The sequence below is a fragment of the Streptomyces sp. NPDC101225 genome, from assembly GCF_044767585.1.
Taxonomy (GTDB): domain Bacteria; phylum Actinomycetota; class Actinomycetes; order Streptomycetales; family Streptomycetaceae; genus Streptomyces.
Genome location: NZ_JBIWOE010000005.1, coordinates 371,874 through 396,809 on the forward strand (window position 1 = coordinate 371,874; position 24,936 = coordinate 396,809).

The following is a 24,936-nucleotide window of genomic DNA, read 5'->3' on the forward strand; positions in this document are numbered from 1 at the left end:
CGGTAACGAACATGTTCGTTGCGAACAAGTTCGTGACGAACATGTTCGCCGATGCCCGGGTGTGGTCCCGGACACAGGTTCTGCAAAGATGCCGTACGTCATGGTGCAGATACCGAAAACGCCCGCGCACTCTTCCTCCACGGCGCGTTCCGTGCCCACGAGCGCCGACGTGGCCCGCCTGGCCGGCGTCTCGCGCGCGACCGTCTCCTACGTCCTGAACAACACCAGCGCCGTACGGATCAGCGAGCCCACGCGCCGCCGGGTCCACGAGGCCGCCAAGGAACTCGGCTACGTGCCGCACGCCGCCGCCCGCAGCCTGCGCGCCGGCCACAGCCGCATGGTCCTGATGCCCGCCCCACGCTTCCCGGTCGGTCCCCTCTACAGCCAGTTCCTCAGCGAGCTCCAATGGGCGCTCGGCCGCCTCGACTACACCGTCGTGCAGTACGGCTCCGTCGGCGTGGACGGCGACGAGGCCGCCCGCGCCTGGGCCGAACTGCGTCCGGTCGCCGTGCTGGTGCCCGGCGCGGGGGCCCTCAGCCCGCAGGGTGTGACCGTCCTCAAGCGCTCCGGCGCCCGTGCCGTCGTCACCCTCGGCCCCGGGTCCGTCGACGGCGCCCACGCCCTGCTCATGGACCACGAGGCCGTGGGCCACTGCGCCGCCGGACACCTCTACGACCGCGGCCGGCGCCGCATCGGCGTCGTCACGCCCCAGGAGGACGGCCTGGGGTCCTTCGCCCGGCCCCGCCTCGAAGGCGTGCGCCGGGCCCTGCGGGGCACCGAGGCCGGTGTCACCGAACTCCCCCTGGCCTACGAGGAGGAGTCCGCCGCACGCCTCGCCGCCCGCTGGCGCGACCTCGACCTCGACGCCGTGTTCGCGTACAACGACGAGTACGCGATGCTGCTGATGCGCGCGCTCCAGGACGCCGGCGTGCGCATCCCCGAGGACGTGGCCCTCATCGGTGCCGACGACCTCATGCTCGGCCGGCTGCTGCGGCCCCGGCTGAGCACGGTCCACATCGAGCTGCCGTCCGGCCGTGACCTCGCCGAACTGGTGGACCGCGCGGTGCGCAACCCCGGTGCCGCGCCCGAGACGCACACAGTGCTGGGAGCCACGGTGATCCACCGCGACTCCAGCTGAACCAAGGGGGCGCGCATGCGCACGACGGTCGGCATCATCGGCGGCGGCCCGGCCGGGCTGCTCCTCGCCCGGCTGCTGCACCGCACCGGCATGGACTGCGTCGTGCTGGAGGCCCGGACCCGGGAGTACGTCGAGCAGCGCCAGCGCGCCGGAATGCTCGAACAGGGCACGGTCGACGCCCTGCACGAGGCTGGCGCCGCCGAGCGGCTGAACGCCGAGGGGCTGGTCCACCAGGGCATCGAGCTGCGCTTCGACCGGGAACGCCACCACATCGACTTCCCCGCTCTGACCGGTGGCCGCACGGTCACCGTCTACGCCCAGACCGAGATCGTGAAGGATCTCGTCGCGCTCCAACTGGCCGAAGGACCACCGCTGTTGTTCGAGGCCGAGGCGCTGGCGATCGAGAAGCCGGACAGCGACTCACCCGTGGTGCGCTTCCGTCACGAGGGCCGCGAGCAGACCCTCGCCTGTGACTGGGTGGTGGGCTGCGACGGCTTCCACGGCATCGCCCGCGACACCTTCCCGGACACCCTCGGCCGGACGTACGAACGCGACTACCCTTATTCCTGGCTCGGCATCCTCGCCGACGTGGCGCCCTCCTGCGAGGAGCTGATCTACGCGCGCGGGCAGGGCGGCTTCGCCCTGCACAGCATGCGCTCCCCGCACGTCTCCCGCCTCTACCTTCAGGTGCCCAACGGCACCGACGCGGGCGACTGGAGCGACGACCGCGTCTGGGACGAACTCGCCGCCCGCTTCGCCATCGACGCCGACTGGACCCTGCACCGCGGCCCGATCACCGCCAAGTCCGTGACACCGATGCGCAGTTTCGTTCATGAGCCGATGCGCCACGGACGGCTGCTGCTGGCCGGCGACGCCGCCCACATCGTGCCGCCGACCGGCGCCAAGGGCCTCAACCTCGCCGTCTCCGACGTCCGCGTCCTCGCCCGCGCCTTCGCCGGACTGCACCGCACGAAGTCCGAGCAACTCCTGGACGCCTACTCGGACCTGTGCCTCGCCCGCGTGTGGCAGGCCACACGATTCTCCTACGACATGACTAAGATGTTGCATGCTCAACCAGATGGGGATGTGTTCGAGACCCGTCTGCAGCTCGCACGTCTGCGCCGGATCGCAGCATCCCGCCACGCGGCCGCCGAACTGGCCGCGAACTACACGGGACTTCCGCTCCCGATGTGAGTCCCGGTGACGAAACGGAGAGCCGTCATGCCGCTGCTCGACCCGAAGACCTGGCAGCCCCGCTCCCTGTCGGGGCCCGAGTACGCCGTCACAGAGCCCGCCACCGGGGACACGCTCGCCACCGTCACGCTCGCCTCCGCCGAGGACGTCGCGGCCGCCGCCGAGGCCGGCCGGGCCGCCCAGGCGGAGTGGGCGCGCGTCCCGCACTTCGTCCGCGCCGGCGTCCTGCGCAAGGCCGGCGACCTGTTCGCGGCACACGCCCGGGAACTGCGCGAGTGGATCGTGCGCGAGTCGGGCTCCATCCCGGGCAAGGCCGACTTCGAGCTGCATGTCGCCGCCCAGGAGTGCTACGAGGCCGCCGCCCTCGCCTCCCGCCCGGCCGGACAGGTCCTGCCGACCGAGGCACCGAGGCTGTCGTACACCCGCCGTGTCCCGGTGGGGGTGGTGGGCGTGATCGCACCGTTCAACGCCCCGTTGATCCTCTCCATCCGCTCGGTCGCCCCGGCCCTCGCCCTCGGCAACGCGGTCGTCCTGAAGCCGGACCCGCGCACCGCGGTCTGCGGCGGCCTCTCGCTCGCGGCGGTCTTCGCCGAGGCGGGCCTGCCCGAGAACCTGCTGCACGTGCTGCCCGGCGGCCCGGACGTCGGCCAGGCGCTGGTCGCCGACCCGCGCGTACCCGTCATCTCCTTCACCGGCTCCACCGCGGCGGGCCGCGCCGTCGGCGAGGCGGGCGGGCGCCTGCTCAAGCGCGTGCATCTGGAACTCGGCGGCAACTCCGCCCTGGTCGTGCTGGAGGACGCCGACCTCGACGCGGTCATCTCGACGGCCGCCTGGGGCTCCTTCTTCCACCAGGGCCAGATCTGCATGACGACCGGCCGCCACCTGGTCCACCGGTCGATCTACGAGGAGTACGTCGACCGCCTCGCGGCCAAGGCCGACTCCCTCGCGGTCGGCGACCCGCACCGCGAACAGGTCCACCTGGGCCCCGTCATCGACGAGGCCCAGCTCACCAAGATCCACGATCTGGTGCAGGCCAGCACCGCCCGCGGCGCCAAGGTCGCCGCGGGCGGCACCCACGAGAAGCTCTTCTACCGCCCGACGGTCATCGCGGGCGTCGACGACGCGAGCCCCGCCTACGCCGAGGAGGTCTTCGGCCCGGTCGCGCCCGTACGCGCCTTCAGCACCGCCGACGAGGCGGCGGCCTGGGCGGCGCAGAGCGAGTACGGCCTCTCGCTGGGCATCGTGACACGTGACGCGGCCCGCGGACTCGACCTCGCCGAACGTATTCCGACCGGCATCGTCCACATCAACGACCAGACCGTGAACGACGAGGCCGTGGCCCCCTTCGGCGGCGTCGCCGCGTCCGGCACCGGCGCGCGCTTCGGCGGTGAGGCCAATCTGGAGGCCTTCACCGACGTGCGCTGGACGACGGTGCGCGGAGACGTGGCGCCGTATCCCTTCTAGGAACTACTGGATCCCTTCCAGGAACTACTGGCCGTTCTGCTCGGCCTGGGCCTGCTGGTCCGCGACCGCCTTGCGGACCTCGTCCATGTCCAGCTTGCGGGCCTGCCCGATGACGTCCGTCAGCGCGGACTCGGGCAGGGCGCCCGGCTGCGCGAACACGGCGACCTGGTCGCGCACGATCATCAGCGTCGGGATCGACTGGATACCGAAGGCCGCGGCCAGCTCCGGCTGCGCCTCGGTGTCGATCTTGCCGAACACCAGATCGGGGTTCTCCTCGGCCGCCTTCTCGTAGACAGGTGCGAACTGACGGCACGGCCCGCACCAGGACGCCCAGAAGTCGATCAGGACGAATTCGTTGTCCGTGACCGTCTGGTCGAAGTTCTCCTTGGTGAGCTCCACGGTGCTGCTCATCGCGCAATTCCCTCTTCCTGCTGTCGGTGGCGAAGCCGTCGGCACAACGCGGCCGACATGTCACGTATTCCGCGCCCCTACCCGTGTGGCCTGAGCGCACACCACCCACCAGACTGACCCCATGACGGAAACGGAAACCATCGCTTACGACGTCGTGGTGCTCGGGGCCGGGCCCGTGGGGGAGAACGTGGCCGACCGCACCCGTGCGGCGGGTCTGTCCACCGCGGTCGTGGAGAGCGAACTGGTCGGCGGCGAATGCTCGTACTGGGCCTGCGTCCCCAGCAAGGCGCTGCTGCGCCCGGTCATCGCCCGCGCGGACGCCCGGCGGGTGCCGGGCCTGCGCCAGTCGGTACAGGGCCCCCTCGACGCGGCCGCGGTCCTCGCCCACCGCAACTACTACACATCCGACTGGCACGACGACGGCGCCGCCGGGTGGCTGGACGGCATCGGCGCCGACCTGTACCGCGGCCACGGCCGCCTGGACGGGCCGCGCACCGTGACCGTCACCGCCGCGGACGGCAGCCGCAAGGTGCTCACCGCACGACACGCCGTCGCCGTCTGCACCGGCACCGACGCCGTGCTGCCCGACCTGCCGGGCCTGGCCGACGTCAAGCCGTGGACCAGCCGCGACGCCACCAGCGCGCAGGAGGTGCCCGGCCGTCTCGTGGTCGTCGGCGGGGGAGTGGTCGCCACCGAGATGGCCACCGCCTGGCAGGCCCTCGGCTCGCAGGTCACCCTCCTCGTCCGCGGCAAGGGCCTGCTCAACCGCATGGAGCCGTTCGCCGGTGAACTGGTCGCCGAGGCGCTCGCCGAGGCCGGCGCGGACGTCCGCACCGGCACGTCGGTGCGGTCCGTCACCCGCGAGAACGGCACCGTCGTGGTCGTCACCGACCAGGGCGACCGCATCGAGGCCGACGAGATCCTCTTCGCCACCGGACGCAAGCCGCGCACCGGCGACATCGGCCTGGACACCGTCGGCCTGGACACCGTCGGCCTGGAACCGGGCGGCTGGATCCCGGTCGACGACAGCCTGCGGGTGAGCGGCACGGACTGGCTGTACGCGTGCGGCGACGTCAACCACCGGGCGCTCCTGACCCACCAGGGCAAGTACCAGGCCCGCATCGCCGGTGCCGCCATCGCCGCACGCGCCTCCGGCGTGCCGATCCTGGAGTCGGACCCCTGGGGTGCGCACGCGGCCACCGCCGATCACCATGCCGTGCCCCAGGTCGTCTTCACCGACCCGGAGGCGGCGGCCGTCGGCCTCTCCCTCGCGGAGGCGGAACAGGCCGGCCACCGGGTGCGCGCCGTCGACGTCGACATCAGCTCCGCGGCCGGCGCGGGCCTGTACGCCGACGGCTACCGCGGCCGCGCCCGCATGGTCGTCGACGTCAACGAGGAGATCCTGCGCGGCGTCACCTTCGTCGGCCCCGGCGTCGGTGAGCTCATCCACTCCGCCACGATCGCCGTCGCGGGCCAGGTGCCGATCAGCCGGCTGTGGCACGCGGTTCCGTCGTTCCCGACGATCAGTGAGGTGTGGCTGCGGCTGCTGGAGTCGTACCGCGACAACTGACCTATTCACCGGGAGAGTTCAGCGTGCCCCCGTCGCCGGTCGACCCGTGGCGGGGGCATTGCGGGCGGCTACGGCAACGGGAACCCGAGCGACCGCGCCGCCTCCTCCGGCACCGGCTGCGTCCACCGCTCCGCCATCGCCTCGTTCGAGGACAGGGAGCGCAGTTCCGCGCGATCGAGGTACAGCGTGCCGTCGAGGTGGTCCGTCTCGTGCTGGACGATCCGCGCGGGCCAGCCCGTGAACACCTCGTCCAGCGCCCGTCCGTGCTCGTCCAGGCCGGTCAGCCGCACCTCGGCGGGGCGCGCCACCACCGCCTGCCAGCCCGGCACGCTCAGACAGCCCTCGAAGAAGGCGGCCCGGTCCGTGCCGACGGCCTCGTACGAGGGGTTGACCAGCACCCGGAAGGGCTGCGGCACCCGGCCGCGCGCCAGCCGTACCTCCTCCGGCACCGGCGCCGGGTCCTCGATCACCGCGATCCGCAGCGCCACACCGACCTGCGGCGCGGCGAGCCCCACCCCGGGCGCCGCGTGCATGGTCACGCGCAGGGCCTCGACGAAGCGGGCCAGCAGCGCGGCGTCGAGCTGACCGTCGAAGCGCTCGGTGCCCCGCCTGAGCACCGGGTCGCCCGCGGCGACGATGGGCAGCGGGCCGTCGACGGCGAGAAGCGCCTCGACCTGCTCCGCAAGGGGCGCCCGATCAGGGGGAGTTGCCATCGTGCCAGCATGCCATGGTCTCCCGCACCGGCCGCGGACCGCCGAGCCGCACCGCACCACGTCCCCGCCCCGGAACCGTGCCCCGGTCGGTGGACAGCGCTTGACCGCCGCGGCAGCGGGCGGCTCGAAGCCGCCGGCCCGCGGGCGGCGGGAACACGGCCGGGCCCGGTTCCGCTGTCGGAACCGGGCCCGGCCGTGTCGCCGTGGACGGCGTCTTCCTCCCCGCGTGCGGGCGTCTGTCAGACCTCCGCGAAGTCGCCCGCGAGCGCCGAGGCGATGCGCAGGTGCGACTCGGCCTCCTCGTCCCGCCCCTGCCGCTGGAGGGTGCGGCCGAGCATCAGCCGGGCGTAGTACTCCACCGGCTCACGCTCGACGATCACACGCAACTCGCCCTCGGCGCGGCGCAGCTGGGCCGAGTGGTAGTAGGAGCGCGCCAGCAGCAGCCGCGGTCCGGTCTGCTCCGGCACCTCCTCGACCAGCCCGCCCAGCACGCGCGCCGCGGCGGCGTAGTCCTTGGCGTCGAAGAACATCTGCGCGCGCTCCCAGCGCTCCGCCGGTGTCCCGTGGTCGTAGTACGTCGTGTCCACTCGTGACCTCCTTCGACGTACACAACCACGACCGATGGTTGAACATTCCACCAGATGCGGGGTGGACGGTCGGCCGGCGTGGAACCGGGCGGATCAGGCGGACGGCGCGGCGAGTTCGGCGTTGGCCCGTTCGGTCACCAGGGCCAGGACGCGGCCGGTCGCCGCCAGGTCCTCGGCCGGGATTCCGCCCCAGACCCGGGCCGAGATCTCCGCGGTCTCGCCGGCCACCGCGGCGTGGAACTCCCGGCCGGCCTCCGTGATCCGGACCTGGGACGCCTCGGCCGCGAGGAGTCCCCTGGCGAGCAGCCGGCCGACGACCTCCCGCACGTCGGCCGTGTCGGCCTTCAGCGAGCCGGCGACCTGGTCGACGAGTGCCTCCCGCTCGAACGGCGCCTCGGCGACGGCGACGAGCCGGAGGGTGACCTGCTGCGCGAAGGTGGCGCCGTGCCGGGTCAGGACGCGCTCCAGGACGGCCCGGGCGGCGTAGTGGGCCAGGCCGAGCGCGCGGGCGTCGGCGGTGGGTGCGGTCGCGGCCGCGGTGGTGGCTGTGTTGCTGGTCATGGCTGCTCCTTGTCGGACTCGCCGTCCATGGCTGAAGGGTCGAGCGGTGCGTCGAGCAGGGTCGCCAGGTCGCGGGTGAACTCCCGTGCGCGCGGGCCGTCCGGGCCCCCGAGCGGTGCCAGCAGTTGCTGGAGCAGACCCTGGACGACCTCGATGGCGCGCCCGGTGACCTCGTGGCCCCGCTCGGTCAGGGCCAGCTGCACGGCGCGCGGGTCCCGCGGGTCGCGGGCGCGCTCCAGCAGGCCGGCCGCCTCCAGCGCGCGGGCCAGTTTCGACACGTAGAGCGGTTCGAGGCCGGTGTGGTCGGCGAGGCGCCGCTGGCTGGGGCGCTCGCCGGTGCGCTGCATGCCGTACAGCGAGGCCACCAGGGAGTACTGCGCGTGCGTGAGGCCGAGCGGTGCCACCGCCCGGTCGACGGCGACCCGCCACTTCATCGACAGGCGCCACACCAGGAAACCCGGTGTCGCCTTCTCGGAACCTCGGCTCATGCTCATTACAGTACATGGCTACTATAGCCATGGCTACTATTTTTCCGGCCACGGAGGGTACCGCCCGGGTGACGGACTGACGCGGCGCCTCCGACAGGACTAGGTTGGCGCCATGAGCAATCTTGATCGCGAGGCGGTTCCCGCTCTGTGCGGCGGCCGCGGCTTCGTGGTGGCGGAGCCCGTGCGTGAACTCCTCAGTCCTCGCCGCGTCAAGCTCGGCGAGTCGACCGAAGTCCGCCGGCTGCTGCCCAACCTGGGGCGCCGCATGGTCGGCGCCTGGTGCTTCGTCGATCACTACGGCCCCGACGACATCGCCGACGAGCCCGGCATGCAGGTGCCGCCGCACCCGCACATGGGCCTGCAGACCGTGAGCTGGCTGCACGAGGGCGAGGTGCTGCACCGCGACTCGACCGGCAGCTTGCAGACCATCCGCCCGCGCGAGCTGGGCCTGATGACCTCCGGCCGGGCGATCAGCCACTCCGAGGAGAGCCCCCGCCCGCACGCCCGCCTGCTGCACGGCGCCCAGCTCTGGGTCGCCCTCCCGGACGGCCACCGGCACACCGACCCGCACTTCGAGCACCACGCCGATTTGCCGGTCGTCACCGCCCCGGGCCTCACGGGCACACTGATCCTCGGCGACCTGGACGGCGCGGCCTCGCCCGGCACCACGTACACCCCGATCGTCGGCGCCGACCTGGCCCTGGCGGGCGGCGCGGACGTACGGCTCCCGCTGGAGCCGGACTTCGAGTACGCGGTGCTGGCCATGTCCGGCGAGGCCCACGTGGACGGTGTGCCGGTGCTGCCGGGCTCGATGCTCTACCTCGGCTGCGGCCGCACCGAACTCCCGCTGCGCGCCGCGTCGGACGCCGGGCTGATGCTCCTGGGCGGCGAGCCGTTCGAGGAGGAGCTCATCATGTTCTGGAACTGGATCGGGCGCACCCAGGAGGAGATCGAGCAGGCCCGCGAGGACTGGACGAACGGCACGCGGTTCGGCGAGGTCAAGGGCTACGACGGCGCTCCGCTGCCGGCCCCCGAACTGCCGCCGCTGCCGTTGAGGCCCCGGGGAAGGGTGCGGTGACGCGCAAGGGTGTGCCGGCGCGCGCGTGAATCAAGGGGCGCTTTTCCGTGAGTCGTCCGCCTCACGGGAATGCGCCGGAATGCCTCCTGACGATCAAGGAAAAGCCGATTGTCAGTGGTGCGTCCTACGCTCGCACCATGACCTACAGCGTCTGGCACAGGGGCCTCGGCATCACGCTCGACCTGACCGAGGCGGATCTCGGGCACCCCGAATACCCACGGCTGCTCGACGAGATCTACGGCAATTACCAGCCCGATCTTCTCTACTGCCTCGAAGCCCATCAGGACGAAGGGTTCGTCTGCCCCGGCTTCATGGCCATCCGCAAGGTCAGCGGAAGGCCGCACGCGATGCATGTGGCAAAAGGGGAACGCCCCGAGACAAAGGCCGAGAGCGATCTCCACAAGGCGCTCAGGGATTACACCGCCCAGGTCGCCTCGGGAGAGGGTTTCCGTGTGACGCGGGCGGAGGAAGGGGAAAGCGTAAAGCGGCACAGGGACGTGACCGTGGAGGGTGCCGGCGAACAGCGGCTCGCTTATGAAATACAGCTCGCCGCGATAGCCGGCGGCTCCGTGGACGAACGCACCCGCAGCGCCCGCCGCGAGGGACTCACCCCGCTGTGGCTCGTCAACAACGAGAACGCGATCCCCATCGACCGGGCCCCCTGGGCCCGGGTGAACGTGCAGAGCTGGCGCGACGTCACCGACCGCGCGGCCCTGCCGGTGCGCGGCGGCGTCAAGCACCTGCACATGTCCCGCTGCGACTGGGGGAATCCGGTCCCCTGCCCGCGGCAGGGCGCCGGCCGCTGCGGCGGCAGGCACGCCCTGTGGGAGCCGGTGCGCGGCCTCTACTACGACGACGTCGTCCGCCGTACGGCCACCGGTGAACTCGTCTCGCTCTACCTGCCCCGCCCCGCGGGCCGTCGTGGCTGGCACATGTGGGTCACTCCGACGGACAAGGAGGAGTTCCTCGAAGGCCGACCCGAGCCCGTGCCGGGCGGGGCGGCGGCGGGCACCGGCGGCCCGGACGTGGCCGCTACTCCCGGGCCGGGGCCCCGGGGCGTGGGAGCGGGCGTCCGGGCCGAGCTGACGCGGGCGCGCGACGACGAGCGGTCGATCGACGCCTCGCTGTGGCACACCGAGCCGGGGCCGTCGGCGTTCTCCCGGCCCTTCACGGTGGGGGAGTTCGTCATCCCCGGGGACCTCGTGGCCGCCCGGAGGACCTTCACCCGCGCGCTGGAGCACTGCGAGGACGTCGCCGCGCATCTGCCCCGCGGCACGGACATCGCGGCCGGCCGCGCCGAGCTGACCGGCGATCAGCGGGAGCGGCTGGCGGACGCGCGCGAGCGCTGCCGGCGGCTGGCGGAGGAGATGCACACCCACCCCTGGTGGGAGACGGTCCAGGACCGGCACGCGGCCAGGGAGGCACTGACGTACGCGGCCACGCACGACTCCGTCTTCTAGACCTCGGGGCCACCGCCGGCACCCCGGCCGGCGCGGGTCCGGCCGTCCGGGCAGTCGCTGGACTTTCTGTCCAGTGATTGGACCTGTAGTCTACAGGGTATGGCTGCCGAGCACTCCCCGGACACCGAGCGCGATGCGATCCTCGCCGCGCTGCGCCCCGTCGTCGACGGGATCGTGGCGACGTTCGGGCCGCTGTGCGAGGTCGTCCTGCACGACTACCGGCAGCCGGAGAAGTCGGTCGTGGCCGTGGCCGGTTCGGTGACGGGGCGCTCCGTGGGCGGGGCGATGAGCGCGATCGGCATGCGCATCCTGGCCCGTGGCGACGCGGCCGACGACGACCTGAACTACGTCACCCGCACCGGGGCCGGACAGCTGGTCAAGTCGTCCACGATGGTGCTGCGCGACTCTGCGGGGGCGGTGTTCGGCGCCCTGTGCGTCAACGTCGACATCAGCGCGGTGCACGAGGCCCAGGCCCTGCTCGGCGCGCTGGCCGGCCCCTCGTCCGCGTCCGCCGAGCCGCCGGTCACCGCCTTCGGCAACGACATCGACTCCGTCGTCGACGCCATTCTCGACGCCCACCGGCTCGGGCAGGTCCACAGCTGGGCCGGACTCGGCCGCACCGAGCGCCTCGGACTCTTCCGCAGCCTCGACGAACACGGCGTGTTCGCCGTGCGCCGCGCGGTCGAGCAGGTCGCCGCCCGGCTCGGCATCTCCCGCGCCTCCGCCTACAGCTATCTCTCCCAGGCCCGCGCCGCCACCGCCCCGACCACCACCGGAGGACACGCGTGACGATCACCGCCGCACCGGTCACCCTCGACTCCGTCCGCGACGCCGCCGCCAGGATCAAGGGCATCGCACACCGCACCCCGGTGCTGCACTCGCGGACCCTCGACGCCCTCGTCGGTGCCGAGGTCTACCTGAAGTGCGAGAACTTCCAGCGGGTGGGCGCCTTCAAGTTCCGCGGCGCCTACAACGCGGCCTCCCGGCTCACCCCGGAGCAGCTGGCGCGCGGCATCGCCGCCTACTCCTCCGGCAACCACGCCCAGGCCGTCGCCCTGGCCGCCCGCGAACTCGGCACCACCGCCGTCATCGTCATGCCCGAGGACACCCCGCGCTCCAAGCGCGAGGCCACCCTCGGCTACGGCGCCGAGGTCGTCACCTACGACCGCTACACCGAGGACCGCGTCGCGGTCGGCGAAGCCCTCGCCGCCGAGCGCGGGCTCGCCCTCATCCCGCCGTACGAGCACCCGCATGTGCTGGCCGGGCAGGGCACCGCGGCGCTCGAACTCCTCGAGGAGACGGGGGAGTTGGATGCCCTGGTCGTACCCGTCGGCGGTGGCGGCCTGATCGCGGGCTCCGCCACGGCGGCCAAGGGGCTGCATCCGGGGATCCGGGTGCTCGGCGTCGAGCCGGAGGCCGGGGACGACACCAGGCGGTCCCTGGAGGCGGGGCGGCGCGTCACCATCCCCGTGCCGCGCACCATCGCCGACGGGCAGGCGGCCGAGACGCCCGGCGAGCTGACCTTCTCCGTCAACCGCAGGCTCGTCGACGGGATCGCGCTCGTCTCCGACGACGAGATCCGCGACGCGATGCGCTTCGCGTTCGAGCGCCTGAAGATCGTCGTCGAGCCGAGCGGGGCGACCCCGCTGTCCGCGCTGCTCGCCGGGCGGGTGGACACGCTGCCGCCGCGGATCGGCGTCATCGTCTCCGGCGGCAATGTGGACGCGGACCGGTTCGCCCGGCTGTGCGGCCGGGCGGGGCAGTCATGACCAGAACGCGTCGTCCACGTCGATGTCCGCGACGCATTCGTCGAGATCGGTGATCTTGTCCCCGACGATCCGGAAGATGATCCCTCCGTCCTCGTCCAGGCTCTTGTCGCCGCGCCGGGCGGTGGCGTGGTGCAGGGCGACCGCGTGTCCACGGCCGTCCACCAGGACGGAGCGCAGCTCGACCCTGAAGGTGCCGCCCGTCTCCTCCATGAGCTGTCCGTAGTAGCCGAGGACCGTGTCGATCCCCTTGAAGTCGCCGGACAGCGGATGGCTGCCGGGCACATGGTGCGAGGCGTCGCTCGCCATCATGGAGCGCAGGGTGTCCATGTCACCGCGTGAGAAGGCTTCGTAGCCCTTGCGGATGAGGAGTGCGTGAGGGTGTTCGGCCACGATGATCGCCACCTTTCTGGTGTTTCGGCGACTGCGGCTCACGCACCATTCTGCGCCGGTTCAACCCTGTTGTCCGCTCCTGCGGGAAAGCCCGCTTCATCCGAATGGCGGCGTGGGCTGGACGGGCGGACGATGGTGTGGTGGACGGGGCTCGCACTGGAGGGAGCCGTCATGATTGAGGTCAAGGCTGTCGACAAGCCGGACGAGCGGCGCGACTTCCCGCGCGGTCACCTCGAAGCGGTCCACCTGAGCGGACTCGACTTCGCCGTGGGCACGTTCGAGCCGGGCTGGCGCTGGTCGGAGTCCGTGTCACCCATCGCCGGGACACCGAGCTGCCAGGTCCATCACAACGGGTACTGCGTATCGGGGCGCATGCAGATCCGCATGGACGAGGGCGGCGAGCGCGAGGTCGGACCGGGCGACGTCTTCGTGATCACGCCCGGACACGACGCCTGGGTCGTCGGGGACGAACCGTGCGTCGTGTACGACTTCGCCGGCGGCATGGCGACGGACTACGCCAAGACATGAGCCGGGGAGGCAGCCGCGTCACACGGGCAGCAGACGGGTGATCAGCGCGCCGAGCTGGCGGGCGTTACGGCATTCATGCATCTCCACCAGCTCGGCGTACTCGGGTGCCGCGGAGTCGCCTGTGCCCCACTGGGCACGCGGCTCGGGGTTCAACCAGTAGACACGGCGGGCCCGTTCGGCGGTGTGCCGCACCGCCGCCAGATTCGGGTCGCTCATGTTCGTCCGCGCGTCGCCGAGCACGAACACCGTGGTGCGCGGGCCGACCGCGTCGCCGTAGCGCTCGGCGAACTCGCCCAGCGCGACGCCGTAGTCGCTGCTGCCGTGCCAGCCCGTGAGCGTGGCCTCCGCCCGGATGCGGGCGCCCAGTCCCTGCGGGTCGGCCGCGCCGTGCTCCAGAAGCGGGGTCACCTCGTCGAGCCGGTTGACGAAGGCGAACACCCGCACCTTGCTGAACTGGTCGTGCAGCGCCTGCACCAGCAGCATCGTGAAGTCCGAGAAGCCGGACACCGAGCCCGACACATCGCACAGCAGCACCAGTTCGGGCCGCACGGGACGACGCCTGCGCAGCACCGGCTTCATCGGCACCCCGCCCGTGGACAGCGATCCGCGCAGGGTGCGGCGCAGGTCGACGGTGCCGCGGGCGGCGCGGCGCCGGCGGGCCGCGAGGCGGGTGGCGAGCTTACGGGCCAGCGGCTGCACCGTCCGCCGCAGCTCGGCCAGTTGAAGCTTTCCGGCGTAGAGGAAGTCGACCCGGTCCGGGGTGGTCGCCACCGCCCGCCGGGCGAGCTCGTCGCGGTCGCGGCGCTCGGCGACCCGGCGCCGCGCCTCGACGGCCACCTGCCGCCGGAACGCCTCGATCCGCCGCCGGACCTCGTCCTCCAGCAGCCGGTCGGTGAACCCCGACGTCCCGTCCTGCGCCCGGAGGGTGTCGCGGACACGGGCGAACAGCGTCTGCGGGCGGAGCCGGTCGAGGGTCTGCTGCGAGGACCAGCCGTCCGAACCGGGGGAGGAGCCGTATCCGCCGAAGCCGTCCACCGCCTCCGCCGCCAGCCGCGCTGTCAGTGCCTCGTCGCCCGCCGCCAGCGCCCGCGCGAGCCGGTCGCGCAGATCGTCCCGGTCCGCGGCCTCGCCCCCGGGAGCGCCGATGCCACGGGGGAAGTAGAGGTCGAAGACCGGGTCGAACACCTGCCGCTGGACCGTGCCGTGCAGCAGTGTCGCGGCCAGTCCCTCGCGGAGCGCCTCGCGGTCGGCCAGGCCCAGCGCGGCCACCGCCTGCGCGGCGTCCACGGTCTCGCCGGTGCCGATCCGCATACCGTGCGCCCGCAGCGCCCCGACCAGAGAGGTCAGGCGCTCGGCCACTCCGGGGGCGGTCACACGGCGTCCAGGTCGAGCTTGGCCGCCGCCTTGAGCACGTCGTCCTGGTGCTTGAGCAGGACGCCCAGGCTGTCGCGCACGACGGTCTCGTCCAGGGTCTCGGCGCCGAGCGCGAGCAGGGTGTGCGCCCAGTCGATGGTCTCGGCGACCGAGGGCACCTTGCGCAGGTCCATGGCGCGCAGGGCTCCGACCACGCGGACGACGGAGGAGGCCAGCGCCTCGTCCAGACCGGGCACCTTCAGCCCCACGATGCGGCGCTCCAACTCCTCGTCCGGGAAGCCGATGTGCAGGAACAGGCAGCGGCGGCGCAGCGCCTCGGACAGCTCACGGCTGGCGTTCGAGGTGAGGACGACGAAGGGGCGGCGGGTCGCGGTGATCGTGCCCAGTTCCGGGACGGTGACCTGGAAGTCGCTCAGCACCTCCAGGAGCAGGCCCTCCACCTCGACGTCCGCCTTGTCGGTCTCGTCGATCAGCAGCACCTTGGCGTCGTCGCCGCGGATCGCGGTGAGCAGGGGGCGGGTGAGCAGGAACTCCTCGCTGAAGATGTCCGTGCGGGTCTCGTCCCACGTCTCGTCGCGGCCCGCGCTGATGCGCAGGAGCTGCTTGGCGTGGTTCCACTCGTACAGCGCCCGGGACTCGTCGACGCCCTCGTAGCACTGCAGCCGGACCAGCCGCGCCTGGGCTACGGCGGCCACGGCCTTGGCGAGCTCGGTCTTGCCGACCCCGGCGGGACCCTCGACCAGCAGCGGCTTGCCCAGACGGTCGGCGAGGAAGACGGTCGTGGCGACCGCGGGCGAGGCGAGGTATCCGGTGGCGGCCAGGCGCGCGGAGACGTCGTCGACGGATGTGAACAGCAACGGGGCCTCCAGCTCGGCTCGGGTCGGAAGCCACTATCTAAGCGCTTGTTCACTCGATCTGTCACGCGATCCCGGCTCCCCGGCCGGCAGGAGACCGATCGGTTTCCCCGGTGTGCGCGGCGGAGGTAACCTCGCCGTATGACCACGACAGACAAGGTGTCCACGAGGGAACGGCTGCTGGACGCGGCGGCCGAGCTCTTCTACCACGACGGTGTCTCCATCGGCGTCGAGGCGCTGTGCAGGACGGCCGGTGTCTCCAAGCGGTCGATGTACCAGCTCTTCGCGAGCAAGGACGAGGTCCTCGCGGCGAGTCTGGAACGCCGCGCCCCCGGATACGCGGCGCAGCTCGCGCCCGGCGAGGGCGAGGACGCCCTCACGCCACGCGAACGCATCCTCTACGTCTTCGAGCAGGCGGAGAAGCTCTCGGCCGAACCCGACTACCGGGGCTGCCCCTTCCTGGCCGCGCTGGTCGAGCTGAAGGACCCCGCCCACCCGGCGAGCGTCGTGGCCCGCACGGCGAAGGAGCGGCTGCAGGAGGCGTTCCGGGGCCGGGCGCAGGAGGGCGGCGCCCGGGACCCCGAGCTCCTGGCCCGCCAGCTGATGCTCGTCTTCGACGGCGCGAGCGCCCGCGCCGGCGCCCGTATCGAGACGCTGGACGGGCTGACGACGGCGACGGTGGCGACACTGCTGGACGCGGCGGGCATGGCCTGACGAAGAGGGCGGCGCCCCCGAGCGGCCGCAGCGCCCGTACGGGTCATCACAACGGGCCGATCCCGCCGCGCACCGGTGCAATGGAGCCGTGACCGGGCCCCCGGACGACTGCCTCGCGCGCAACGAGTGGATCTGCGGTGCGTATCTGACCACCCGCCGCCAGATCCTGCTCGACGCGGTCCTGCAGCATCTCCAGCTCACCGCGATCTCGGTGCTCCTCGGCCTCGTCCTGGCCGTCCCGCTGGCCGTGCTCGCACGCCGCTGGCGCTGGTCGTCGGGCCCCGTCCTCGCCGTCACGACGATCCTCTACACGATTCCGTCCCTGGCGATGTTCTCCCTGCTCCTGCCGCTCTACGGCCTCTCGGCGAGCCTGGTCGTCGCCGGGCTCGTGCTCTACTCGCTGACCCTGCTCGTACGGAACATCCTGGCCGGGCTGCGGGCGGTGCCCGAGGAGACCCGCCAGGCCGCACGCGGCATGGGCTACGGCCCCATCCGCCTGCTGCTGACCGTCGAACTGCCGCTCGCCGTGCCCGCCGCGATGGCCGGTCTGCGCGTCGCCACCGTCTCCGCGGTCTCCCTGGTGACGGTCGGCGCGATCGTGGGCTTCGGCGGACTGGGCAACCTCATCTACTCCGGTATGAACACCTACTTCAAGGCACAGGTGCTCACCGCGTCCGTGCTGTGCGTGGCCATCGCCGTCGTGGCCGACCTGCTGCTCCTCGCCGTCCAGCGCCTGATCACCCCGTGGACCAGGGCGGCCCGCTCATGACGACCCTGACGGGCGCCTGGCACTGGCTCACCGACCCCGCGCACTGGCCGGGCGCCGACGGCATCGGCCACCGGCTCGTGCAGCACCTCGTGCTGACCGTCGTCTGCCTCGTCGTCAGCTGCCTGGTCGCCCTTCCGGTCGCGCTCGTCCTCGGTCACCTCGGCAAGGGCGGGGCCCTCGCGGTCAACATCTCCAATGTCGGCCGCGCGATCCCCACCTTCGCCGTCCTCGTGCTGCTCCTGCTGACCCCCGTCGGCGGATGGGGCGAGGGCCCCACCGTGGTCGCCCTGGTCCTGTTCGCCGTACCGCCCCTGCTCACCAACGCCTACGTCGGCATGCGCGAGGTCGACCGCAGCGTCGTCCGGGCCGCGCGCGGCATGGGGATGACGGGCCGGCAGACGCTGTTCCAGGTCGAACTGCCGCTCGCGGCCCCGATGATCCTCAACGGGGTGCGGATCGCCGCCGTACAGCTCGTGGCGACCGCGACCATCGCCGCGCTGGCGGGCGGAGGAGGGCTCGGCCGGATCATCACGGCGGGCTTCAATCTGGCCAGCACCCCGCAGGTGGTGGCCGGAGCGATCCTCGTCGCCGCCTTCGCGCTGGTGGTGGAGGGGATCTTCGAGACGGCTCAGCGGCTGGGGCCCCACTGGGCCAGGGGCACGCGATGAGACGGCGGCCAGGGCGCGTGGCGAAGGTGCTGCCGGGCCCGCCCTGCGGGCGGACGACGCTCCTGCCGAAACACGCCCTGGCCCTGACCACGGTGCTGTTGCTCACGGGCTGCACCACCGGCCCTTCCCTGGAGACCCGGTCGGACGTGACCGCCCCACCGGGCGACAGCCACCACCTGACCATCGGCTCGGCCGGCTTCACCGAGAGCGATCTGCTCGCCCAGATGTACGCCCTGCTCCTGGACCGGGCCGGCTACAAGACGTCGCTGCTCACCGTCGCCAACCGGGAACTGTACGAACCGGCGCTGGAGTCGGGCCAGATCGACGTCGTCCCCGAGTACGCGGCCACCTTCGCCGACTGGCTCAACGCCAAGACCAACGGTGCCGACGCGGCACCGGTCGGCTCGCCGGACCTGAACGCCACCACGGCGGCCCTGCGCAAGCTCGCCGCGCCACGCGGCCTCACCGTCCTCGACGCCGGCAGGGCCGTCGACCAGAACGCCTTCGCGGTCAGCAGGTCCTACGCCCGGGAACACGGTCTGAAGACCCTCGGCGACCTCGGTGCCTCGGGGCTGAGGGTGCGGCTCGCGGCGGGCGACGAGTGCGTGCAGCGGCCCTACTGCGCACCCGGGCTGAAGAAGACCTACGGCATCGACATCGCCGCCGTCGACCCCAAGGGCGTCGGCACCACGCAGGCCAAGCGGGCCGTGCAGAACGGCCAGGACCAGATGGTCCTCACCACCACGACCGACGCCACCCTCTCCGGCTTCGGTCTCGTCCTCCTCGCCGACGACCGGCACCTGCAGAACGCCGACCACATCGTCCCGGTCGTCAACCGCTCCCGCGCGGGCGGCCAGGGCGTCACCGACGCACTCGGCAGGCTCAACACCGTCCTGACCACCGCCGACCTCGCCGCCATGAACGAACAGGTCGACAGCTGGCGGCGGTTGGCGAAGGACGTGGCGCGCGGCTACCTCCGGGACAAGGGGCTTCTCCGGTAGACGCGGGTCCTCCCACGGAGGCGCCGTGCGTTGTCGGTGGCGGCTTGTACCTTGCGGGCATGGGTGTCTATCTGGTGAGTGTGGGTGCGCGGGAATGGTCGGACGAGGACGAGGAGGAGGGCGGCAAGGGGGCGATCGCCGCGGGGCTCGACGCCGAGCTGCGGCGCCGCGGGCTGCCGCCGTACGCGTCCTCGGCGAAGGAGGAGCCGGCCACCTGGTTCGAGGAGAAGCTGGTCCCTTCGATGGACGGGTTCGCCGCGCTGTGCCGGGCGCATCTGACGCCGGGGGAGCAGGAGACGCTGGGCGAGTGGTCGGTGCTGGTGCCGGTCTCGCTCGACGAGGGGATACGCCTGCCGATCGGCTCGGCCTACACGGACGAGACGGTGATCGCCGGTGCGCCGCAGGTGCTCGCCCTCGCCCGGCGGCTGGCCGCCGCGATCGAGCTGCCCGCCGAGGTGCCGGAGGAGCCCGGGAACCTCGGCCTGACCCTGTGGTTCCTCGAAGGGGAGGCGGAGGCACTGGCGGCCGACCGGCCCGGACCGTGGAGCGAGGACCTGGACACCGCGTTCTACGTCGCCGTGTACCTGCGCGCCGCCGAGCACGCGCTGCGCCGCGGCTGCCCCATGACGTACTGCTGAGTGACGTCTGCCGCACGGCCCGCCGCTGACAGGACGTCACGGCTCCGTGACAGTGGTGACCGTACTGGTGCGGTGGGACGGCTTCCCGGGAAGGCGCGGTACCGGTACACGTCTTTCATGACGGACAACGGGGGAGAACACCGGACACGGTGGGAGAGAGTGCGCGAAGCGGTCGAAGGGGCGCCCACGGAGCTGCGTCCCCGCTCGCCGGCGGACGGCATCGATCCTGAACTGGCCCAGGATCTGGCGCAGTTCCGCAAGGTCTATCCGAAGCAGCAGCTGGAGCTGCAGTACCTCTACGGGGCGGCACAGCGCGCCTTCGAGGCCAGGACCAGGGAGTCCCTGCAGATCACGCTGGACTGTCTGCTGCGGACCGTGCTGCGCGATCCACGGCTCTACGACAGCCCGGGCGACGCGGACCTCGCCGACTACCTGGCGCAGGAGATCGACGGCGTCTGGGCGCGGCTGTGCCAGGACGAGGCGGTGGCCGTGGTGCGCGGCCTCAACTTCGGCCTCACCCTGGGCGCGTTCCTGAGCGTGCTGCTGCTCGGTGTGCCTCTGCTGGCCGGCGTCCAACTGCTCGGCATGACCGGCACCACGCTCAACTGCAGCGACCGCTGGAGCCTGCTCGGCGCGTTCGTGTGCGGCGGGGTCGGCGCGTTCGGGGCGGTGCTCAGCGTCCTGCTCCGGGTGCGCGGCAGCGAGGAGCCGCTGCGCCGCAAGGGCTGCTCGCGCAAGGTGGCCATCGCGCCCGCCCAGGTCTCGCGCAGCCTGCGGCACGAGGGTGTCTACCGCGTCTTCGTCGGCTGGATCCTCGCCCTCGCGGTGTACTTCCTGCTCAGCACCGGCTGGGTCACCGCGATCAGCATGCCGTCCACCACCGGTGAGCTCTGCACGGCCGGCGTGGACGCGGCGGCGAAGGGCACCGCCTTCTGGGGCTTCTGGTGCGCGGTCGGCTTCCTGGCGGGCTTCAACGAACGCTGGGCGTTCGGGATGCTCAACCGCCAGGGCGGCAAGGCCGGTTCACGGCGGCGCCAGGCAGCGACGGCGGAGCAGAACTCGAACTGACCAGCTGCTCCACCGTGCGATGCACCGCACCGGACGCCGCGAGCGTCCCGGCAGACGTCCCCGGCCACAGCACTCGGCCGCGCGCGAGACGTCACGCGTCCGCCACCGAGTCGAACTCCACCTGCCCGCGTGCCACGCCCCGCGCGTCCGCGTCCACCGACCGACGCAGCGCCTCGTGCAGTCTCGCCGGCGTCAGCACCCCCAGGAAGCGTGAACCGTCCAGCACGGCGACCCACCCGGCGTCGTGCTGGAGCATCACGCCGAACGCCTGCTTCAGGGGCGCGCCCACCGGCACCCACGCCTGCATCCGGCGGGCCCGGTCGCCGACCGCACCGGACGTGTCGAGGTCGTCGATGCCGACCCAGCCGTGCAGGTCGCCCCGCGTGTCGAGGACGACCGCCCAGCGAGCGCCCTCCGCCCGCAGCCGTTCCGCCGCGCCCGCGGCCGGCTCGTCGAGCCGGGCGATGGGAGGCTGTTCCAGGTCGTCCGCCTCGGTCTCGGTGACCGACAGCCGCTTCAGCCCGCGGTCGGCGCCCACGAACTCGGCGACGTACGGCGTCGCCGGGGTGCCGAGCACCGCTCCGGGCGTGTCGAACTGCTCGATGCGCCCCTGCCCGTAGACGGCGATCCGGTCGCCCAGCCGTACCGCCTCCTCGATGTCGTGCGTGACCAGCAGCACCGTCTTGCGCACGGCGGCCTGCATGCGCAGGAACTCGTCCTGCAACTGCTCGCGGACGACGGGGTCGACGGCCCCGAAGGGCTCGTCCATCAGCAGCACCGGCGGATCGGCGGCCAGCGCCCGCGCCACCCCGACGCGCTGCCGCTGGCCGCCGGAGAGCTGGTCGGGATAGCGCGGCCCGTACCGCTCGGGGTCCAGGCCCACCAGATCGAGCAGTTCGGCGGCGCGGGCCCGGGCCTTCGCCCGCTTCCAGCCGATCAGGGCCGGCACCGTCGCCGTGTTGTCGAGGATCGTGCGGTGCGGGAAGAGCCCGACCTGCTGGATGACGTATCCGATCCGCCGCCGCAGCCGCACGGGGTCGGCGCCGGCGATGTCCTCGCCGCCCACGAGGATCCGCCCGGAGGTCGGCTCGATGAGCCGGTTGACCATCATCATCGTGGTCGTCTTGCCGCAGCCGGAGGGCCCGACGAGCGTGACGAGCTCGCCCTCGGACACCTCGAAGCTCAGGTCGTCCACGGCCGTCGTACCGTCCGGGTACCGCTTGGTGACCTGCTCGAACCGGATCATGCCCTCACGCTAGCCGCGCGCCCGCCGCCCGGCGCGCCGACGGCGTCCCACCGGTGGGTGAGAGGTCCATTCCGGCTTTGAACGGTTTCGATGAGTGCTGTGGCTGCGACGGCTCACTGTCCCGATGACGGCGTACATGGACTGGATCCACCGGCGCACCGGCGACGGCTACGCGGGCCAGGGCGCCGTCTTCGGGGACTGGCTCCCCGTCCAGGACACCAGCACCACCTCCAGGGTGCGCGGACCGTGCACCCCCTCGACCCGGTCCAGCTCGATGTCGCTGGTCGCCGAGGGGCCCGAGATCCACGTCAACGGGCGGGCCGCGTCGAGGCGTTCGAGCGCCTGGGGCACGGCGGAGACGACCTGCTCCGGGACCCGGACGACGCAGATGTGGTGGTCCGGGACAAGGGTGATGCGGCGGCGGCCCTGGTCGGGGCCGCCGTCCAGGACGATCGTGCCGGTCTCGGCGATCGCCACCGCGCAGCCGGTGACCACACTGTCGACGCGGTCCAGCTCGTACGGCGTGCTCCCGGCACGGTCCGGGATGCGTTCGGCGTCCGTCGCGCCGAGCCATGCCTCGTCCAGGCCCGGCGGCACCACGACGGTCCTCGCACCGCGCTCGGCCAGCAACCGGCCGATCACCGACGGCAGTTCGGGCGCCTCGCAGCGGTGCACCACGGCCCGGTAGTCGGCCAGGTTCTCGGCGAGCAGATCGACGCTCTGCGCGACATCGCGGTCGCCGTGTTCGCGCAGATAGTCACGCACCACCGCCTGCTCGTACGGCCGGTCGTCCTTCGGCACGTCGGCGAGCGCGCGCCGCACCCGGCCCAGGATCCGTTCCCTGCTGCTCACTTGGTCTCGTCCCTTCCACCGTGCGTGCGCTGCCACCAGTCACGGAAGGGCTCCCTGGGAACCTGTGGCAGGTCCCGGTCGGCGCTCCATGCCCTGCCGGGGCCGGGCAGGGTGCGGGGGTGCAGGCGGCGGGTGCGGGAGGCCAGGCGCTGGCCGGTGCGCAGCGCGCCGGGGTGGCTGAAGGCCCAGCGGGCCGCCCGCATCGCGGCCCGTTCGGCGGCATGCCCCTTCGCCGGCCGCAGGATCACCTTGTTGCCCTCGCGGATCACCGGCCCGCCCTCGACGACCCGCTCGCGCAGATGGACGAGGACCTCGGGGATGTCGATGGCGACCGGGCAGACCTCGTAGCAGGCCCCGCACAGCGAGGAGGCGTACGGCAGCGAGGCGTCGATCTCGCTCTGCGTGCCGCGGAGCTGGGGGCTGAGGATGGCTCCGATCGGGCCCGGGTAGACCGAGCCGTAGGCGTGGCCGCCGGCCCGCTCGTAGACCGGGCAGACGTTCAGGCAGGCGGAGCAGCGGATGCAGCGCAGGGCCTGGCGGCCGACCTCGTCGGCGAGGGTGTCGGTGCGGCCGTTGTCCAGCAGCACCAGATGGAAGTTCCGCGGACCGTCCTCGTCCGTGGTGCCGGTCCAGGTCGAGGTGTAGGGGTTCATGCGCTCGGCCGTGGACGAGCGCGGGAGGGTCTGCAGGAAGACTTCCAGGTCCTGCCAGGTGGGCACGATCTTCTCGATGCCGACCACGGAGATCAGCGTCTCGGGCAGGGTCAGGCACATGCGGCCGTTGCCCTCGGACTCCACGACCACCAGGGTGCCGGTGTCGGCGACCATGAAGTTGGCGCCGGAGACGCCGACCTTGGCGCGCAGGAACTTCTCCCGCAGGTGCAGGCGCGCGGCCTCAGCGAGCTCCGCCGGGGTGTCGGTCAGGCCCTCGGGGGCCGGGCGCCCCCACTCGCTCATCTCGGTGCGGAAGATGTCGCGGATCTCGCCCCGGTTGCGGTGGATGGCGGGCACCAGGATGTGCGAGGGCCGGTCCCTGCCCAACTGCACGATCAGCTCGGCGAGATCGGTCTCGTAGGCGTGGATGCCCGCGGCCTCCAGCGCCTCGTTGAGGCCGATCTCCTGCGTGGCCATCGACTTGACCTTGACGACCTCCGACTCGCCCGTCGCGCGGACGAGCCCGGTGACGATGCGGTTGGCCTCGTCGGCGTCGGTGGCCCAGTGCACCGTGCCGCCGGCCGCCGTGACCGAATCCTCCAACTGCTCCAGATACCGGTCGAGATGGCGCAGCGTATGGTCCTTGATCCGCTTGCCGGCCTCCCGCAGGGCCGCCCAGTCGGACACCTCCGCCACGGCCCTGGCCCGCTTGGCGCGGATCGTGTGCGTCGCATGCCGCAGATTGCCGCGCAGCGTCTCGTCGCGCACCGCCTCGTGCGCGGCCACCGGAAAGGTTGGCATTCCCACGAACGTCCCGCTCATAGCGCCGGCTCCTCCTCCGTGCTCGCCAGGATCTCCGCGATGTGCACCGGGCGCATACCGCTGTCCAGCCGTGTCATCGTGCCGCCGATGTGCATCAGACAGGAGTTGTCGGCCGCGCACAGCACCTGCGCGCCGGTCGACTCGGCGTTGCGCACCTTGTCCGCGCCCATCGCCGCCGAGACGTCGGCGTTCTTCACGGCGAAGGTGCCGCCGAAGCCGCAGCACTCCTCCGCGCCCGGCAACTCGACCAGCTCCAGTCCCTTCACGGCCTCCAGGAGGCGGCGGGGCCGGTCGCCGAGGCCCAGGCTCCGCAGCCCGTGGCAGGTCGGGTGATAGGTCACCCGGTGCGGGTAGCAGGCACCGACGTCGGTCACCCCCAGGGCGTCCACCAGGAACTCCGTGAGCTCGTAGGTCTTCGGCACCACCCGCTCCAGTGTGGCCGCGAGCGTGTCCCCGCGCCCCTCGGCCCGGGCTCGCGCACCCATCCGCGGATACAGCTCCCGCACCATCGCCCCGCACGACCCGGACGGCGTGACGATCGCCTCGTACTCCCCGAAGACGTCGGAGAAATGCCGGGCAAGCGGCTCGGCCTCATGGCGGTAGCCGGTGTTGTAGTGCGCCTGCCCGCAGCATGTCTGGGCCATCGGGAAGTCGACCTCGACACCTAGTCTGGTCAGCAGTTTCACCACGGCGCGCCCGGTGTCCGGATAGAGCGTGTCGTTGACGCAGGTCAGGAACAGGGCGACACGCATCGCGGCTCCTCGTTGTCGATCATCGGATGAGTGCAGGGTAGTCCGGGCACGGGGGTGTGGGGGAGTCCCTGCTCACCTGCGGGTGAGCCGGTTCTGTGCCGTGCGCCAGTGGGTGGTGTCGCCGCGCGGTTCGTAGCGGGTGAGCGGCTGGGTATGGGTGAGCAGGCGCCGTCC

General features: G+C 72.3%; 27 protein-coding genes. 15 read left to right on the forward strand and 12 right to left on the reverse strand.

Annotation, left to right across the window (positions count from 1 at the left end; translation table 11 throughout):
* Nucleotides 1-88 precede the first annotated feature (88 nt).
* Genes ACIRPX_RS10435 through ACIRPX_RS10445 form a run of 3 tightly spaced genes read left to right on the forward strand, consistent with a single transcriptional unit; the run spans nt 89 to nt 3,796 of the window.
* Nucleotides 89-1,138: a LacI family DNA-binding transcriptional regulator gene (locus tag ACIRPX_RS10435; protein WP_404191122.1), complete on the forward strand. Its 1,050-nt coding sequence runs from the start codon at nt 89-91 to the stop codon at nt 1,136-1,138.
* Nucleotides 1,139-1,153: 15 nt separating this feature from the next.
* Nucleotides 1,154-2,332: a 4-hydroxybenzoate 3-monooxygenase gene (locus ACIRPX_RS10440; protein ID WP_404191125.1), complete on the forward strand. Its 1,179-nt coding sequence runs from the start codon at nt 1,154-1,156 to the stop codon at nt 2,330-2,332.
* Between the two features lie 27 nt (nt 2,333-2,359).
* On the forward strand, nt 2,360-3,796 hold the full coding sequence (locus ACIRPX_RS10445) for an aldehyde dehydrogenase family protein (protein ID WP_404191128.1): 1,437 nt from the start codon (nt 2,360-2,362) through the stop codon (nt 3,794-3,796).
* A gap of 24 nt (nt 3,797-3,820) precedes the next feature.
* Here the strand turns inward: ACIRPX_RS10445 and trxA are convergent, their stop codons facing one another.
* On the reverse strand, nt 3,821-4,207 hold the full coding sequence (trxA, locus tag ACIRPX_RS10450; RefSeq protein ID WP_404191131.1) for a thioredoxin: 387 nt from the start codon (nt 4,205-4,207) through the stop codon (nt 3,821-3,823).
* 121 nt (nt 4,208-4,328) lie between these two features.
* Here trxA and ACIRPX_RS10455 point away from each other — a divergent pair, with 121 nt between their 5' ends.
* A complete protein-coding gene (locus tag ACIRPX_RS10455; RefSeq protein ID WP_404191134.1) occupies nt 4,329-5,777 on the forward strand; it encodes a dihydrolipoyl dehydrogenase family protein in 1,449 nt (482 codons plus the stop codon).
* 68 nt (nt 5,778-5,845) lie between these two features.
* Here ACIRPX_RS10455 and ACIRPX_RS10460 read toward each other — a convergent pair whose 3' ends face one another.
* From ACIRPX_RS10460 to ACIRPX_RS10475, 4 genes are all read right to left on the reverse strand, one after another.
* Nucleotides 5,846-6,490 carry a peptide deformylase gene (locus ACIRPX_RS10460; protein ID WP_404191136.1) on the reverse strand — a complete coding sequence of 215 codons (645 nt, stop codon included), beginning with the start codon at nt 6,488-6,490 and terminating at the stop codon, nt 5,846-5,848.
* 239 nt (nt 6,491-6,729) lie between these two features.
* Nucleotides 6,730-7,077 carry a tetratricopeptide repeat protein gene (locus ACIRPX_RS10465; protein WP_404191139.1) on the reverse strand — a complete coding sequence of 116 codons (348 nt, stop codon included), beginning with the start codon at nt 7,075-7,077 and terminating at the stop codon, nt 6,730-6,732.
* A gap of 93 nt (nt 7,078-7,170) precedes the next feature.
* Nucleotides 7,171-7,638, reverse strand: a complete 468-nt coding sequence (locus ACIRPX_RS10470) for a MarR family transcriptional regulator (RefSeq protein WP_404191141.1) — start codon at nt 7,636-7,638, stop codon at nt 7,171-7,173.
* The gene (locus tag ACIRPX_RS10475; RefSeq protein ID WP_404191144.1) at nt 7,635-8,126 is read right to left on the reverse strand and encodes a MarR family winged helix-turn-helix transcriptional regulator; all 492 of its coding nucleotides are present in this window, start codon (nt 8,124-8,126) and stop codon (nt 7,635-7,637) included. Before ACIRPX_RS10475 ends, ACIRPX_RS10470 begins: the two co-directional genes overlap by 4 nt.
* Nucleotides 8,127-8,238: 112 nt before the next feature.
* Here ACIRPX_RS10475 and ACIRPX_RS10480 point away from each other — a divergent pair, with 112 nt between their 5' ends.
* The 4 genes from ACIRPX_RS10480 to ACIRPX_RS10495 all read left to right on the forward strand — a co-directional run bounded on the left by ACIRPX_RS10480 (nt 8,239) and on the right by ACIRPX_RS10495 (nt 12,433).
* Nucleotides 8,239-9,204 carry a pirin family protein gene (locus ACIRPX_RS10480; RefSeq protein WP_404191147.1) on the forward strand — a complete coding sequence of 322 codons (966 nt, stop codon included), beginning with the start codon at nt 8,239-8,241 and terminating at the stop codon, nt 9,202-9,204.
* Nucleotides 9,205-9,341: 137 nt separating this feature from the next.
* Entirely contained in the window at nt 9,342-10,664 is a 1,323-nt protein-coding gene (locus ACIRPX_RS10485; RefSeq protein ID WP_404191150.1) for a hypothetical protein, read from the forward strand.
* A gap of 99 nt (nt 10,665-10,763) precedes the next feature.
* Nucleotides 10,764-11,453: a transcriptional regulator gene (locus ACIRPX_RS10490; RefSeq protein ID WP_404191152.1), complete on the forward strand. Its 690-nt coding sequence runs from the start codon at nt 10,764-10,766 to the stop codon at nt 11,451-11,453.
* Nucleotides 11,450-12,433: a threo-3-hydroxy-L-aspartate ammonia-lyase gene (locus ACIRPX_RS10495; RefSeq protein ID WP_404191154.1), complete on the forward strand. Its 984-nt coding sequence runs from the start codon at nt 11,450-11,452 to the stop codon at nt 12,431-12,433. Before ACIRPX_RS10490 ends, ACIRPX_RS10495 begins: the two co-directional genes overlap by 4 nt.
* On the opposite strand, the gene ACIRPX_RS10500 is transcribed toward ACIRPX_RS10495, so the two are convergent.
* On the reverse strand, nt 12,428-12,823 hold the full coding sequence (locus ACIRPX_RS10500; RefSeq protein WP_404191158.1) for a nuclear transport factor 2 family protein: 396 nt from the start codon (nt 12,821-12,823) through the stop codon (nt 12,428-12,430). The two genes, ACIRPX_RS10495 and ACIRPX_RS10500, sit on opposite strands and share 6 nt — an antisense overlap.
* Nucleotides 12,824-12,994: 171 nt before the next feature.
* On the opposite strand from ACIRPX_RS10500, the gene ACIRPX_RS10505 reads away from it, so the two are divergent.
* Nucleotides 12,995-13,351 (forward strand): cupin domain-containing protein, encoded by a 357-nt coding sequence (locus tag ACIRPX_RS10505; protein WP_404191161.1) that lies wholly within the window; start codon nt 12,995-12,997, stop codon nt 13,349-13,351.
* Between the two features lie 18 nt (nt 13,352-13,369).
* Here the strand turns inward: ACIRPX_RS10505 and ACIRPX_RS10510 are convergent, their stop codons facing one another.
* Nucleotides 13,370-14,662: a VWA domain-containing protein gene (locus ACIRPX_RS10510; RefSeq protein ID WP_404191242.1), complete on the reverse strand. Its 1,293-nt coding sequence runs from the start codon at nt 14,660-14,662 to the stop codon at nt 13,370-13,372.
* A 59-nt stretch (nt 14,663-14,721) separates the two neighbouring features.
* On the reverse strand, nt 14,722-15,579 hold the full coding sequence (locus ACIRPX_RS10515) for an AAA family ATPase (protein WP_404191245.1): 858 nt from the start codon (nt 15,577-15,579) through the stop codon (nt 14,722-14,724).
* Nucleotides 15,580-15,720: 141 nt separating this feature from the next.
* Between ACIRPX_RS10515 and ACIRPX_RS10520 the strand changes: the two genes are divergently transcribed.
* From ACIRPX_RS10520 to ACIRPX_RS10545, 6 genes are all read left to right on the forward strand, one after another.
* On the forward strand, nt 15,721-16,293 hold the full coding sequence (locus ACIRPX_RS10520) for a TetR/AcrR family transcriptional regulator (RefSeq protein ID WP_404191164.1): 573 nt from the start codon (nt 15,721-15,723) through the stop codon (nt 16,291-16,293).
* 88 nt (nt 16,294-16,381) lie between these two features.
* On the forward strand, nt 16,382-17,062 hold the full coding sequence (locus ACIRPX_RS10525; protein WP_404191166.1) for an ABC transporter permease: 681 nt from the start codon (nt 16,382-16,384) through the stop codon (nt 17,060-17,062).
* Nucleotides 17,059-17,730: an ABC transporter permease gene (locus ACIRPX_RS10530; RefSeq protein ID WP_404191169.1), complete on the forward strand. Its 672-nt coding sequence runs from the start codon at nt 17,059-17,061 to the stop codon at nt 17,728-17,730. Before ACIRPX_RS10525 ends, ACIRPX_RS10530 begins: the two co-directional genes overlap by 4 nt.
* The gene (locus tag ACIRPX_RS10535; protein WP_404191172.1) at nt 17,727-18,731 is read left to right on the forward strand and encodes an ABC transporter substrate-binding protein; all 1,005 of its coding nucleotides are present in this window, start codon (nt 17,727-17,729) and stop codon (nt 18,729-18,731) included. Before ACIRPX_RS10530 ends, ACIRPX_RS10535 begins: the two co-directional genes overlap by 4 nt.
* Nucleotides 18,732-18,790: 59 nt before the next feature.
* Nucleotides 18,791-19,369, forward strand: a complete 579-nt coding sequence (locus ACIRPX_RS10540; protein WP_404191174.1) for a hypothetical protein — start codon at nt 18,791-18,793, stop codon at nt 19,367-19,369.
* Nucleotides 19,370-19,528: 159 nt separating this feature from the next.
* Nucleotides 19,529-20,437, forward strand: a complete 909-nt coding sequence (locus tag ACIRPX_RS10545) for a hypothetical protein (RefSeq protein ID WP_404191177.1) — start codon at nt 19,529-19,531, stop codon at nt 20,435-20,437.
* A gap of 91 nt (nt 20,438-20,528) precedes the next feature.
* On the opposite strand, the gene ACIRPX_RS10550 is transcribed toward ACIRPX_RS10545, so the two are convergent.
* From ACIRPX_RS10550 to ACIRPX_RS10565, 4 genes are all read right to left on the reverse strand, one after another.
* Nucleotides 20,529-21,683: a betaine/proline/choline family ABC transporter ATP-binding protein gene (locus tag ACIRPX_RS10550; protein WP_404191180.1), complete on the reverse strand. Its 1,155-nt coding sequence runs from the start codon at nt 21,681-21,683 to the stop codon at nt 20,529-20,531.
* Between the two features lie 168 nt (nt 21,684-21,851).
* Entirely contained in the window at nt 21,852-22,535 is a 684-nt protein-coding gene (locus ACIRPX_RS10555; protein ID WP_404191182.1) for a lactate utilization protein C, read from the reverse strand.
* Entirely contained in the window at nt 22,532-24,010 is a 1,479-nt protein-coding gene (locus ACIRPX_RS10560) for a LutB/LldF family L-lactate oxidation iron-sulfur protein (protein ID WP_404191185.1), read from the reverse strand. The genes ACIRPX_RS10555 and ACIRPX_RS10560 overlap by 4 nt, the downstream gene beginning before the upstream one ends.
* On the reverse strand, nt 24,007-24,762 hold the full coding sequence (locus ACIRPX_RS10565; RefSeq protein WP_404191188.1) for a (Fe-S)-binding protein: 756 nt from the start codon (nt 24,760-24,762) through the stop codon (nt 24,007-24,009). Before ACIRPX_RS10565 ends, ACIRPX_RS10560 begins: the two co-directional genes overlap by 4 nt.
* Nucleotides 24,763-24,936: the final 174 nt, after the last annotated feature.

Coding starts and splice junctions, on each gene's coding strand:
- ACIRPX_RS10505 (WP_404191161.1), top strand. CDS start 12,995: ATGATTGAGGTCAAGGCTGTCGACAAGCCGGACGAGCGGCGCGACTTC.
- ACIRPX_RS10480 (WP_404191147.1), top strand. CDS start 8,239: ATGAGCAATCTTGATCGCGAGGCGGTTCCCGCTCTGTGCGGCGGCCGC.
- ACIRPX_RS10565 (WP_404191188.1), bottom strand. CDS start 24,762: ATGCGTGTCGCCCTGTTCCTGACCTGCGTCAACGACACGCTCTATCCG.
- ACIRPX_RS10470 (WP_404191141.1), bottom strand. CDS start 7,638: ATGACCAGCAACACAGCCACCACCGCGGCCGCGACCGCACCCACCGCC.
- ACIRPX_RS10445 (WP_404191128.1), top strand. CDS start 2,360: ATGCCGCTGCTCGACCCGAAGACCTGGCAGCCCCGCTCCCTGTCGGGG.
- ACIRPX_RS10535 (WP_404191172.1), top strand. CDS start 17,727: ATGAGACGGCGGCCAGGGCGCGTGGCGAAGGTGCTGCCGGGCCCGCCC.
- ACIRPX_RS10520 (WP_404191164.1), top strand. CDS start 15,721: ATGACCACGACAGACAAGGTGTCCACGAGGGAACGGCTGCTGGACGCG.
- ACIRPX_RS10560 (WP_404191185.1), bottom strand. CDS start 24,010: ATGAGCGGGACGTTCGTGGGAATGCCAACCTTTCCGGTGGCCGCGCAC.
- ACIRPX_RS10475 (WP_404191144.1), bottom strand. CDS start 8,126: ATGAGCCGAGGTTCCGAGAAGGCGACACCGGGTTTCCTGGTGTGGCGC.
- ACIRPX_RS10460 (WP_404191136.1), bottom strand. CDS start 6,490: ATGGCAACTCCCCCTGATCGGGCGCCCCTTGCGGAGCAGGTCGAGGCG.
- ACIRPX_RS10490 (WP_404191152.1), top strand. CDS start 10,764: ATGGCTGCCGAGCACTCCCCGGACACCGAGCGCGATGCGATCCTCGCC.
- ACIRPX_RS10530 (WP_404191169.1), top strand. CDS start 17,059: ATGACGACCCTGACGGGCGCCTGGCACTGGCTCACCGACCCCGCGCAC.
- ACIRPX_RS10550 (WP_404191180.1), bottom strand. CDS start 21,683: ATGATCCGGTTCGAGCAGGTCACCAAGCGGTACCCGGACGGTACGACG.
- trxA (WP_404191131.1), bottom strand. CDS start 4,207: ATGAGCAGCACCGTGGAGCTCACCAAGGAGAACTTCGACCAGACGGTC.
- ACIRPX_RS10540 (WP_404191174.1), top strand. CDS start 18,791: ATGGGTGTCTATCTGGTGAGTGTGGGTGCGCGGGAATGGTCGGACGAG.
- ACIRPX_RS10485 (WP_404191150.1), top strand. CDS start 9,342: ATGACCTACAGCGTCTGGCACAGGGGCCTCGGCATCACGCTCGACCTG.
- ACIRPX_RS10510 (WP_404191242.1), bottom strand. CDS start 14,662: ATGCGGATCGGCACCGGCGAGACCGTGGACGCCGCGCAGGCGGTGGCC.
- ACIRPX_RS10440 (WP_404191125.1), top strand. CDS start 1,154: ATGCGCACGACGGTCGGCATCATCGGCGGCGGCCCGGCCGGGCTGCTC.
- ACIRPX_RS10455 (WP_404191134.1), top strand. CDS start 4,329: ATGACGGAAACGGAAACCATCGCTTACGACGTCGTGGTGCTCGGGGCC.
- ACIRPX_RS10435 (WP_404191122.1), top strand. CDS start 89: ATGCCGTACGTCATGGTGCAGATACCGAAAACGCCCGCGCACTCTTCC.